Origin of the sequence: Cohnella hongkongensis (genome assembly GCF_042654645.1) — a bacterium.
GTDB classification, from domain to species: Bacteria; Bacillota; Bacilli; order Paenibacillales; family Paenibacillaceae; genus Cohnella; species Cohnella hongkongensis.
Genome location: NZ_JBHSEP010000011.1, coordinates 181,590 through 193,196 on the forward strand (window position 1 = coordinate 181,590; position 11,607 = coordinate 193,196).

Genomic DNA, 11,607 nt, shown 5'->3' on the forward strand with positions numbered 1-11,607 from the left:
GGTCTTGCTCTTCCAGACTACATCGGAAATATGACACCTGCTGTCCTATTAATCGGATATACTGGGGTTACGTCCAAACGAACGGAGGAATTCTCATGAGAGCCGATCGATTGCTCGCATTGCTCTCCCTGCTGCAGACCCGGGGCCGACTGACAACTCGCGAGATGGCCCGCGAGCTTGAAGTGTCCGATCGAACCGTGCACCGCGACATGGAAGCGTTGGCCGCCGCCGGCATTCCGGTCTATGCGGAGCGGGGCGCAGGAGGGGGGTGGAGGCTGTCCGAAGGGTATCGGAATCGGATTACCGGCATCACGGTCGACGAAATCCGCTCTCTGCTCCTCCTGCATTCCTCCAGCGTCGTCGCCGATCTGGGCCTGAACGAGCCCTCCGGAACGGCGCTGCGCAAGCTGCTGTCGGCGCTTCCGGAGGCGGCCCGCCAGGACGCGGCGCACGTGCGGGAGCGCATCCATATTGACGGCGCGGGCTGGCATTCCGCCCCCTCGCGCGCTCCATATTTGCGGATCGTGCAGGAGGCGATCTGGCAGCAGCGCAAGCTGCGCATCGGGTACCGGGGACAGAACGCGGATGAAAGCTCGGTGCGCACCGTGCTGCCTCTTGGCCTCGTGGCCAAGACGAGCATCTGGTACATGGTCGCGATGGAAGAGAAGGCGGAGAACGACGCGCTCCGCACGTTCCGGATTTCCCGTCTGCAGGAGGCGGCGATGCTGGACGCCGCCTTCGAACGGCCCGACGGCTTCGATCTGGCCGTCTACTGGGAACGATCGATGGAGAGATTCAAGGCCGAACTGCCCTGCTATCCGGCGAAGGTTCGCGTATCTTCGGCAAGGTGGGAGGCGTTCTCCCGGGAAAAATTCGTGAAGACGATCTCTTGCGAGGAAAATCGGGAGAGCGGATTCGTGGAGAGCTTCGTCGAATTCAACACGCTGGAGTCCGCCCGGGATCTCGTGATGAAATACGGCCGGGACGCCGAAGCGCTGGCTCCCGGGGAGCTTCGCGCGGCCGTGCGCGAGGAATGTCTTGCCGCGGCCGCGCTCTATGCGGAGTAAGTCGCCGGTTGCCGAAGCGGTTCTTTCTAACTACCAGTTGGCGATCTCGAGGAAGTAAGCGATAAACTGATCGGAAGTCATCGGACGTCCGGTGAAGAAGCCCTGAATCCGATCGCAGCCCAGCTGCTGCAGACGGTCGAGCTGATCCTCCGTCTCCACGCCTTCGGCCGTAACGGACAGACCGAGACTGTGCGACATGTCGATGACCGCCTTCGCGATCGCAACGTCGTCGGAATCCTCCATCAGGTTGCGGACGAACGAAGGATCTATTTTCACGATATGTACGGGCAGCTTTTTCAACCAGTAGAGAGAAGATTGGCCCATGCCGAAGTCGTCGATCGCGATTTTGACGCCGATCTCCACCAGCTGGCTCAGCATCCGGATGCTGTGCTCCATGTTCTGGACGGCCGTATGCTCCGTAATCTCCAGACACAGATTGTGAGGTTGGATTCCCGTGTCCTTCAGCACTCTGCGGACGATGTCCGGAAAATCCACCTGCTGAAACTGTAGCGCCGAGATGTTCACCGATATGACGAGAGTCGGCATTCCCGCGTGAATCCAGCGCCGGCACTCCCGGCAAGCCTGCTCGAGCACCCACTGGCCGATCGGAATGATCAGCCCCGTCTCTTCCGCCAGAGGAATAAACTCGCCGGGCTGTATCGTTTTCCCGTCGGACGAGCTCCATCGAATCAGCGTCTCCGCTCCGTACACCTTCCCGGAGGAAAGCGAAACCTGCGGCTGGAAGTTCAGCGCCAGCTCTCCCCGTTCCATCGCGTATCTGAGTCCGGTTTCCATATTAAACCTCTCAACCCTCTTCGAGCTTAGTGCCGGCGTATACACCTTAAGCCGGTTGCCGCCGTTTTCCTTCGAGTAGTACATCGCCAGGTCGGAGAAACGAATCAGCGAATCGACATCCTGCGCGTCGTAGGGATACATGCACGCTCCGATGCTGGCGGATAAATAAAACTCCTGCTCTTCCAGCACGAACGGCTTGGCCAGCATGCTCAGCATCCGGTCGGCGACGCGATTGATCTCCTCCGCGCCTTCGATTCTGGACAGCAGCACGGTAAATTCGTCGCCGGCGAATCGGGCGACAATCCCCAGGGAGCCGACGCATTCCTGGAGCTTGGCGGAAGCAAGCCGAAGCAGGTGATCGCCCGTCTGATGACCGAGCGTATCGTTGACGATCTTGAACCGGTCCAGGTCGATCATCATGACGGCCAGCTTCTTGCCGTCCTTGTTCCGCTCCTCCATCGCCGCCTGGAGCTGCTCCTTAAACAGCATGCGGTTGGGCAGGCCGGTCAGGGAGTCGCGGTACGCCAGCTGAATGATTCTCTCCTCGTCCCGCTTCTTCTCGGTAATATCGGCGATCGATCCGATAATCCGGTTGGCGGAGCCCGACTCGTCCGGAACGAAATCTCCCGCGAGCAGCACCCAGATCGGCGGCTCCCCGTCCGGCCCATCTCCGATGCGCAGCTCCACCCGAATCGGCTGCCGATCGGCCGCGTCTCTCGCTCGCCCGATCGCTTGCCACAGCGCCCGCCGATCCGACGGGTGCACCCGCTTCAGGAACGATCTGGGATCGTTCGTCAGACCGGCGGCCGACGGACGCAGGATATGATGGGCGCGGATGTTCCATTCGATCTTGCCCGTGTCCAGATTCCAGTCCCAGATGCCGTCGTTCGTCGTTCGCGAGACGATCTCCAGCTTCTCCGCGATCGAACGGACGCGGTTGAACAGCATCTCCCGCTCCAGGGCGACGGCCAGAATCGTGAAGCTATGCCGAAGCAGATCGTTGGCGACGAAGCTGCGTTCGGAATCGAGCGGCCCGGCCAGCGCAATATACCCCCAGTTGTGCAGCTCCGACTTCACCGGATGGAGCAGCACGACGTCCTCTCCTCCCGGCCGCGTCCCCGGCGGCAGCGTCTCCGGCGGCGGGAAGCGCTCGAACGGGTAGCTCGCTCCGACGGGCGGCACCGGATCCCCCCGCTTGCTGAACGCCTGCCGGACGACCAATCGCCTCTCTCCGCCTTCTTCCGTCTCCCACAGCGCCAGACAGCCCCAGTGCGCCAGATCCCAGAACAGCTTGGAGAAGTCGACCTTCTCGTCTCTAGTCGCGTTGATCAGCCCGCGCGTCATCTGGTAATTGTTGTTCGATAGCGCATGAAAGGACCGGCGAAGCCGCGAAACGCCGATCAGGTAGCGATCGAATTCCTCCGCCGTTCGGAACTGCAACCTCTCCGAGCAGGAGCAGGAGGATCTGACGATCAGTTCGGCCGGCACGAAGGTCGCCTCCCGGCCCGGGGGTGTTCCTTCCAGCATCTCGAACGTCTTCCGGACCGCTTCCTTCGCCATCACTTCCAGCGGCTGGCGAACGGTCGTCAGCGAAGGGTAGTTCACCCCGGATTGATAGATGTCGTCGAAGCCCGTCACCGCGCAATCCCCGGGCACGCGGTAACCGTGCTCCTGCAAGCAGTCAATGGCGCCCAGCGCGTTGAAATCCGTTCCGGCGGCGATCGCCGTAAAGCTCTCCCCCCGCTTCAGCAGCTGCAGCGCCGCCCGCTCTCCGCCGCTCATGTGATTGTCTTCCGTCTCGACGACCAGCCGCTCGTCGAACGGCACTCCCCTCTCGGCCAGCGCTTCCCGATAGCCCTCGTAGCGCTCCAGCAGATCGTACTGCACCCGATTCCCGATAAAGGCGATCCGTTCGTGCCCGTGATCGAGCAGATGCCGGACGACCGCCTTCATGCCCTGGCGATTCTCGAGCAGAACGGAGTGCCCGGACGGTACGGGCGAAGGAAACCCGATGCAGACGAACGGCTTGCCGCTGTTCCCCAGGGCACGGAGAACGGCTGCGCTTGCAGACGGCAGGATGACGATCCAAGCGTCGATGAGACCGGCGGCGACCGGTTCCTCTAACGAATCAATTCCCAGGCCGTCGTCCGCGACTTGCACCGCCAGCAGCTGGGAACGCCTCTCTCGGACCGCCGACTGAATGTAGGGCAGCAGCCTTCCGTAATATTCGCCGTCCAGATACGGCGCGATGACACCGATCCGGTACTCCTGACACATCCTGCTCCCTGCCTTCTTTGCTGAGGTCGAATTTATGACTCGTTATGTCACTTTTCAACATTTCAACCCAAAATCCTCTTATTTTTCGGCGGATTGCTAGAAAAATCATGAAACCGGGAGCCGGGTCACCCATTCTCTGGGCCCATCGATTCAGATTCCCGCCCCGGTCAAAAGCGAATATGCCGAATTTGCGTTCGAATGCGATCGTACGCTTTGCGGATGCCGCTTCGTTCGTCCGGCTGCAGCGTCAAGCCGGCCAGAGCGGCGATCTGCTCGGCGTTGTCCGCTACCGTATGGCGCTCCGTGTCGATATGACGCCCGAACTTCTCGCCGGAGAGCGCCGAGACGCACCGGTCGATCTGCTCGGCTGCCCAGGATCTGCTCCCTTCCCCCCGGCTCTTCAGCCGCTTCAGCAGCGTCTCCTTGTTGGCGCAGAGAGCGAAATGCTCCACCCTCGCCCCGTCCGCTCTCAGCCGGCCGACGATCTCGTCGAAATAGCGGGGGTGGACAAGGGTCATCGGAGCGATCACGACGCCGTCGTATTCCCGGTCCAGATGCTTCAGCATCGCGTAGTTCGTCTCCCGCCACATCGGGTAGTCCTGAAAGTCGTCCAGCGCGATCTGTTTGGGAACGTTCTTGCGAATAAAATAACCGACATTCTCCGGGTCGTAGACGTAAGAGCCCGGCAATCTTCGATGCAGCTCGTAGGCCGTCTGCGTCTTGCCCGCGCCGAACGCGCCGTTAATCCATACAATCATTCGCTTCACTTCCGTTTTATAAATTCGATTGTCGCACTCATTCCTTTCGCCGTCTCCAGCGACCGATCCTTTTTTGGCGGCCGCACCAAATGACAGACGCTGAAATACGATAGGTATTAGGCCATGACATCAGCCTAGGAAGGTGAGACGAAGATGAGCGGCACCTTGTACGACTTTTATGCGGGAGGCAACACGGCGCGGGGCTATGCGAGCTTGCTGCATTCGTCCTTGCAGGGACTGGAACGGCTTTACGTGCTGCGGGGAGGAGCCGGCTTGGGCAAAGCCTGCGGTCTCCGCTCGATCGGCGATCGGCTGGCTGCCGCGGGAGACGAAATCTGGCGCATCTCCTGCGCCTCCGACCCGAACGCTCTGGACGGACTGGTCGTCCCCGGCCTCAGGCTCGGGATCGTCGACGGCACGACGCCGAACGCTCTCGTTCCCGAGACGCCCGGAGCGGCAGTTCGGGAGATCGATTTGGGTGAGGCGTGCGACACGCGGTCGCTTGCGGCCCGGGAATCGGAGTTCGAAAGCCTGAATCGCGAAATTTCCGGCAAATTCGAGGCCGCCTATGCCGGATTTGCCGAAGCGCTTCGCATTCATGACGATTGGGAGAACATCTATATCGGGAAGATGGATTTCGGGGAAGCCGACGAATTGGCTCGCGAGTGGATGACTCGCCTTTTCGGGGATCGCCGGCAGGAGAAGAAAGCCCGGGAGGCCCGGCGGTTTCTGGGGGCGGCGACTCCGTTGGGAGCGGTCGACTTCGTCCCCGGTCTGACGAAGGGGCTCAAAAGATATTTGCTCAAGGGGCGGCCCGGCTCGGGCAAGTCTACGATGCTGAAGAAGCTGGCCGCCGCAGCCGCCGAACGCGGCTTCGACGCCGAAGTCTACCATTGCGGCTTCGACCCGAACAGTCTGGACATGGTCGTCGTTCGCGAGCTCGGCTTCGCCATCTTCGACAGCACCGCCCCGCACGAATATTTTCCCGATCGGCCTTCCGACGAGATCGTCGACATGTACGAGCGCTGCATAGCCGCAGGAACGGATGAAGCCTATGCCGAGGAACTGGCCCCTATCCGGCAGCAATACTCCGCCAACATGAAGCGCTCGATCGGGCTGCTGGCGGAAGCGCGGACCCTGCTGGATCGGCTGGAGCGGCTGTACGCCGAAACCGCCGACCGCTCGGTTCTGGAACGGATCGTCGAGGAGTTCAAGCGGGATGTCCTGAAGCTGGCTTCGATTCAAGCGTGAAAATAATCGGTATATGTTAGTAGATTTTTTCTCCAATTAGATCGTGAAGATTGTCCGTTAAAACAAAAAAGCGCAGGTTCAGTGGTGGATTCCATTCAGAACTTGCGCTTTGTACGTCATTTACTTGAAATAAATTGTGGGGCAGACGCAACCTAAATAACATCCCAGAACTTTGCGGCTTCCGTCGGAAACCTTTACTCTGTCCCACCTGCCTATCTTACCGCGTCCCCGCCTCCTGCAAATCCTGAGGAACGACGGCGTCGCGAAGCGCATCCTCCAGCTCCGCCGCATAGCGCGCAGCCAATTCCTCGCTCCAGCCGAGCCACTCTCCCATCAACGCGATGACGCCGGCCTTGTACTGCCGCACCGTCTCGATGTCGAAGAACAGAGCTCCTGTGCGGCGGATAAAGAAGTCGACCGGCTTGACGGCCATCTCCTCCTCTACCGCGTACCTTAACCGCATATAGAGATCCAAAGGCAAATCGAACCGTTCCGACTCCGCAGCGTTCCCGCAGCGGTACACCCGCTCCGCGTTGGAGCCGTAGAACTGCGCGATTCGCAGACTTGCCTCGGCGGACAAGCCGGCGTCCGTCCCCTGCCTCGCCGCCTGCGAAGCGTAAGCCGCCAGCCCGACGGAGCCGCCGACCTCTCCTCCGGAGATCGCGATCTCCTTCGTCCGGCAAGCTCCGGCGTTCACGCGGTCCAGCAGCCTGCGCGAGACGAGGTCCACCGTATCCTCGGCCATCTTGCGGTAACCGGTCAGCTTGCCTCCGGCAATCGTAATCAAGCCGGATGCGGATTCCCAAATCTCGTCCTTCCGGGAAATCTCCGACGGGTTCTTGCCCTCTTCGTAGATCAGCGGCCGAATGCCCGCCCAGCTCGACTCGACGTCCTTCTCCGTAAGGCGCGTCTCCGGGAACATGAAGTTGATCGCGTCGAGGACGTACTTGCGGTCCGCCTCCATCATCGTCGGATTCGCCTTGTCGCCGTCGTAGAACGTATCCGTCGTGCCGACGTACGTCTTGCCGTCGCGCGGGATGGCGAACACCATCCGCTTGTCGTCGGTATCGAAGTACACGGCCTGCCGCAGCGGAAAACGGCTTTGATCGATGACCAGATGAATACCCTTGGACAGCCTCAGCTTCTTGCCGTGGTTGGAGCGGTCCATCTCCCGCAGCGTATCGACCCAAGGCCCGGTCGCGTTCACGACCGCCTTGGCGCGCACCTCGCCGCTATCTCCCGTCAATAGATCCGTTACACTTGCCCCGTACACTCGCCCGTCTCCGTCATAGACGAGCTTCTCCGCCCTCGCGTAATTCAAGGCCGTCGCCCCGAGCTCCACCGCGCGCTTCATCACCTCGATCGTCAGTCTGGCGTCGTCCGTCCGGTACTCCACATAATATCCGCCCCCGAGCAGGCCGTCCTTTTTCAGAAGCGGCTCCTTCTGCAGCGTCGCTTCCGCATTCAGCATTTTCCGCCGCTCGCTCCGCTTGACTCCGGCCAAATAGTCGTATACCCGCAAGCCGATCGACGTGGAGAACGAACCGAACGTTCCCCCTTTATAAATCGGCAGAAGCATCCATTCCGGCGTCGTCACGTGCGGCCCGTTCTCGTACACGATGGCCCGCTCCTTGCCGACCTCCGCAACCATCCTCACCTCGAGCTGCTTCAGATAGCGCAGACCGCCGTGCACCAGCTTCGTCGACCGGCTGGACGTGCCCGCAGCGAAATCCTGCATCTCGACAAGAGCCGTGCGCAAGCCGCGGCTGGCGGCGTCCAGCGCGATTCCCGCCCCCGTGATGCCGCCGCCGACGACCAGCAGATCGTATTCTTCCTCCCGCATCGTCTCGAAGATCGCTGTCCGACGGTGCCCTGCAAAAGCGCGTTCCTTCATCCCGAATCCCTCTCTTCGCCAGGTGTATAGAAAAAAGAGACCGCAAACACATTATGCGCGCGGACGCATAACGTGAAGCGGTCTCTCCTCGTCTCTGACCCGAAGTATTTACTTGCTTCCACTTTACCATACCGGCGGTCATTTGAAAACCATAGCCGCCCGCACCGCTTTGCCCCAACCTGCGTACCGCCGCTCCGCCTCCTCGGCGTCCATCGCAGGCGCGAACGAACGGCCCATGCTTGGGCCGGCAAGCAAACTTATATCGCGCTTGGCAACATGATGACGGCGGCCGCTCTCGTTGGCATCGACTCCTGCCCGATCGAAGGCTTCGAACGGGAGCCGATCGCCCGCATTTTACGGGAAGAAGGGATCGACGACGGATCCCGCTTCAACCTCGTCTCCATGGTCGCTTTCGGCTACCGCGTTCGCGAGCCCCGCGACAAGACGAGACGCGAGCTTTCGGAGATTGTGGAATGGAAATAAGGGATATGCGCAAGGAAAGAGAGACTCGAATTCGGGTCTCTCTTTCCCTGCGTGCGCCTATTCGCCGTTTCTTGGCCTCTCTACCCCGCCATCAGGCCGACGGTGTCCAGCATTACCTTGCCCGGACCTTCGTTAAAATGGAACGTCATCCGCTCCCACTCGGACAGATCGAAGTCGGGGTTCTCCTCCACGAACTCCTTAAGCGGAAGCTCGTACGTCTGATAGACCGCTTCTTCCGCATCCTTGAACCTTCCTTTGGCCAGCAACGGCTCCAACGCGGGCAGCCAAGCAAACTCGGTCTCCACTGGCGGTTCAGCCTCCATAAACAGATCCAGCGGAAGTCTGGCGAAATTTCCGGCGCTATCCTCCAGTTCGATGTCGATCGACAAGCTCGACTCTATCGCTTCTTCTATCGCTTCGATCTCCTCGGGCTCCTCTACGTCTGCAAGCGTCTCTTCCAGTTCGCGGCTCCTGTTCGCCATAGAAAATAGGAGCAGATCCTCCTCTTCTGGACTTTCCCGTAAAACCGGGCCGAGAACAATCGTATACGAGCCTTCCTCCCGCCATCCCAGCTCGACGCCTTTGTCCGCTTTGCCTTCCCCCTGGCGATCCTGCGCGTTCGCATGCTGCCAATCGGTCAGCCCGGACGCTTCGGCCTTCATTCCCGGAGCCGGCCTGCCGGGGTCGTCTCCGGCGAACTCGATCAGCTTGCGAAAATTGCCGTTCTCGTACTGATTAAAGTAACGCGTATTCGGGAGGTAGGCGGAACCTGCCCGATAGTCGCGGAACAATGCGTCGTATTCCAATGACTGATGGAACACAGCTTCCGCGAAGGCGGACACGTATACCTTGGCGATCCGGCGCTGTTCCTCTGCCGGGAGCAAATGCTTCGGCCGAATGAACAACCCGGCCGGCATCGCGCTGTCCGAACGGCCCCATGTTGTGTTGAACTGGCTGTGGTTCGCGTCCTCGATATAGAGCGAGGCTTTGAACCCGTCGTTGTTGCCGGAGAACTCCACGCGTCCGTACTGGCGATCGCCGTAGAAGCTTACGAGGTCGGCGTCCTTGGCGCCTTGCAGCGTTAAATAGGAAACGTCCTGCAAGCGAGGCCGTTCTCCGTCGACCTCCGTATCCGTAGGCGCAAGCGCGATAATGGCTTGGATCTCGTAGGAAGCCGCGTCCGGCACGGACGGATCGTCCGCGAACCAGCGCTGCGCATCCGCCGCCATCGCCGCCGCCTGACCTCCGCGTGAATGTCCGAGCAGCGCAATCTGGCCGAGATCGATTCGCCCGTAGAAAGGCGTGTCTGCTTCCTCGGAATACGCCTGAAGAAGTCGGACATGCTGCAGCAGCAGCCACGCGCGCAGCTTCATATCCTGTTCGGGAATGCCCGACCAGACGGAATAGTTGACGAAATTCTCGTCCACGGACACGGCCGCAATTCCTCTGCTCGCCAACAGCTCGCCCAGATAACCGTACCCCTCGTCGGAAAAGTCCTCCATCAAATGATTGCCGTGCACCATCAGCATGATCGGGTATGGCCCGTCTCCTTCGGGAAGCCACACTCTGCCGTTCAGCGGCAGCGCCGTCTCGTCGAAGCCCCAGAACTGCTGCCGCAGCCATGGCCAATGTTCGATATAGGCGGAGGCGTCGACAGATGGGGACAGCAGTTCCGCATCCTTACCGAACTCGGAGCGATGCTTATCTTTGCCGCTGGCATACGTGAACTGACGGTAGGCGTAGCTGCCCGGCTGCGACGGATCGGAGGGGAGCATGGCTAGGGCGCGCACTTCAAGAGCGCCGGAATCCCCCGCGTCTGCCGCCTCGTCCGAATCGGTTGCGGAGTCGCCGGACAAGAAGGACGGAACTGTAGGCAGAACGGTCAGCGCCGCGACGATGGCCAGCGCGCCAAGCGCGATTTTCCTGCTTCGGGTACCTGATCTTACGACGACCCCAGCGAGAATCCCGAGCCCTGCGACGGCTAGCGTAACTGTCAGAGAAATCGCCAACGAAGCCTTCCAGCCCAATTCGGAAAAATAGAGCACGGTATAGACCAGCGCGCCCGTATAGACCGCTCCTCCCGTCGTATATCGCGGAACCTTATCGGCTCCCGCGAGCGCGAGAAGAACGGCGACAATCCAGGCGGCCAGCGCCATGCCCGCCGCGTTCAGCACGAGCGCCGCCCCGATATCGAACGGTCTGCCCAGCCCCGTAGGCATGCCGAGCGCCGAGACGGACACGGCCGCGCAATCGAGCGCCCACATCGCCGCCAGCGCATACTGCCACACTCCCCGATCGCGCTCGATCAGATTGGCCAGCCTGAGCTTCGTTCCTGCTGCTGTTCTTTTTTTCGCTTTTGTTTCGGTATATTCAAGATTCATAGAGAGCATCGCCTCGATAGAACGTTATCTTCTCTATTATAAGCCCAATCCAGAAGCAGCTTGAAACGTTAAATTCTAGCACACCTAGTGAAGACGCAAAAAGACGATCGATATGACCGTCTCTCTCCGCAATAGCAAGCTTAAAGGCACCTTCTATTCACAGCGCCCATTTTGTATTTCATGATCGCAATAGTCTCAACCCTAACACACAACCGCTGACCAATTTTTATCTTTCATGGTATAATTCGTATATGGAGGGGGATTTCGTGGCGAATATTAAAAGCATAGATTCTCTTATGAAATACCTAAGAGATAAACATAATATAGCAACTTCCGGAAGTCTTCAAAAAAGAAAGTTGCGCAACTGGAGTGCTACGATAAAGATGCAGTCGAAAAACACCCTCGAATGAAATAAAATGAAAGCTAACGAGGGGACGGGAGACAATGAAACGGTACGACAAAGCATTCAAAGAAGAAGCAGTCAGATTAAGCGATGAGATTGGACTGCAAAAGGCTGCCGAGCAGTTAGGCCTAGCCTACTACACCCTGCAGGGATGGAGAAAGCAACGAACCTTGCATGGCGACGGCGCGCATATCGGGAGCGGACGGGCTTATGCATCCGTCGATAAGACGGCGCGGGAAATCGAACTGGAGAGAGAAAACAGCGAGCTGCGCCGCGCGAATGAAATTCTCAAGGACGC

At 59.8% G+C, this 11,607-nt stretch carries 7 protein-coding genes and 1 pseudogene; 4 read left to right on the plus strand and 4 right to left on the minus strand.

Going from position 1 to position 11,607, the window contains the following annotated elements:
- Positions 1–95 precede the first annotated feature (95 nt).
- Positions 96–1,067, plus strand: coding sequence for a helix-turn-helix transcriptional regulator (locus tag ACFO3S_RS16210; RefSeq protein ID WP_378098274.1), 972 nt, complete (start codon positions 96–98; stop codon positions 1,065–1,067).
- Positions 1,068–1,097: 30 nt separating this feature from the next.
- Here the strand turns inward: ACFO3S_RS16210 and ACFO3S_RS16215 are convergent, their stop codons facing one another.
- Together ACFO3S_RS16215 and ACFO3S_RS16220 are read right to left on the minus strand one after the other, a co-directional pair.
- Positions 1,098–4,139 (minus strand): EAL domain-containing protein, encoded by a 3,042-nt coding sequence (locus ACFO3S_RS16215; protein ID WP_378098277.1) that lies wholly within the window; start codon positions 4,137–4,139, stop codon positions 1,098–1,100.
- 167 nt (positions 4,140–4,306) lie between these two features.
- Positions 4,307–4,897: an AAA family ATPase gene (locus ACFO3S_RS16220; RefSeq protein ID WP_378098280.1), complete on the minus strand. Its 591-nt coding sequence runs from the start codon at positions 4,895–4,897 to the stop codon at positions 4,307–4,309.
- A 153-nt stretch (positions 4,898–5,050) separates the two neighbouring features.
- Between ACFO3S_RS16220 and ACFO3S_RS16225 the strand changes: the two genes are divergently transcribed.
- Positions 5,051–6,148 carry a PRK06851 family protein gene (locus ACFO3S_RS16225; protein ID WP_378098283.1) on the plus strand — a complete coding sequence of 366 codons (1,098 nt, stop codon included), beginning with the start codon at positions 5,051–5,053 and terminating at the stop codon, positions 6,146–6,148.
- A 217-nt stretch (positions 6,149–6,365) separates the two neighbouring features.
- Here ACFO3S_RS16225 and ACFO3S_RS16230 read toward each other — a convergent pair whose 3' ends face one another.
- Positions 6,366–8,042, minus strand: a complete 1,677-nt coding sequence (locus ACFO3S_RS16230; RefSeq protein ID WP_378098286.1) for a glycerol-3-phosphate dehydrogenase/oxidase — start codon at positions 8,040–8,042, stop codon at positions 6,366–6,368.
- Between the two features lie 222 nt (positions 8,043–8,264).
- Here ACFO3S_RS16230 and ACFO3S_RS16235 point away from each other — a divergent pair.
- Positions 8,265–8,525: pseudogene (locus ACFO3S_RS16235) on the plus strand (nitroreductase family protein); the annotation flags it as partial.
- Between the two features lie 80 nt (positions 8,526–8,605).
- On the opposite strand, the gene ACFO3S_RS16240 reads toward ACFO3S_RS16235, so the two are convergent.
- Positions 8,606–10,906 (minus strand): alpha/beta hydrolase, encoded by a 2,301-nt coding sequence (locus ACFO3S_RS16240; protein ID WP_378098289.1) that lies wholly within the window; start codon positions 10,904–10,906, stop codon positions 8,606–8,608.
- Between the two features lie 444 nt (positions 10,907–11,350).
- On the opposite strand from ACFO3S_RS16240, the gene ACFO3S_RS16245 reads away from it, so the two are divergent.
- The coding region (locus ACFO3S_RS16245; protein WP_378098293.1) for a transposase at positions 11,351–11,607 on the plus strand (257 nt) is incomplete at its 3' end.

Coding starts and splice junctions, on each gene's coding strand:
- ACFO3S_RS16215 (WP_378098277.1), bottom strand. CDS start 4,139: ATGTGTCAGGAGTACCGGATCGGTGTCATCGCGCCGTATCTGGACGGC.
- ACFO3S_RS16220 (WP_378098280.1), bottom strand. CDS start 4,897: ATGATTGTATGGATTAACGGCGCGTTCGGCGCGGGCAAGACGCAGACG.
- ACFO3S_RS16230 (WP_378098286.1), bottom strand. CDS start 8,042: ATGAAGGAACGCGCTTTTGCAGGGCACCGTCGGACAGCGATCTTCGAG.
- ACFO3S_RS16240 (WP_378098289.1), bottom strand. CDS start 10,906: ATGAATCTTGAATATACCGAAACAAAAGCGAAAAAAAGAACAGCAGCA.
- ACFO3S_RS16225 (WP_378098283.1), top strand. CDS start 5,051: ATGAGCGGCACCTTGTACGACTTTTATGCGGGAGGCAACACGGCGCGG.
- ACFO3S_RS16210 (WP_378098274.1), top strand. CDS start 96: ATGAGAGCCGATCGATTGCTCGCATTGCTCTCCCTGCTGCAGACCCGG.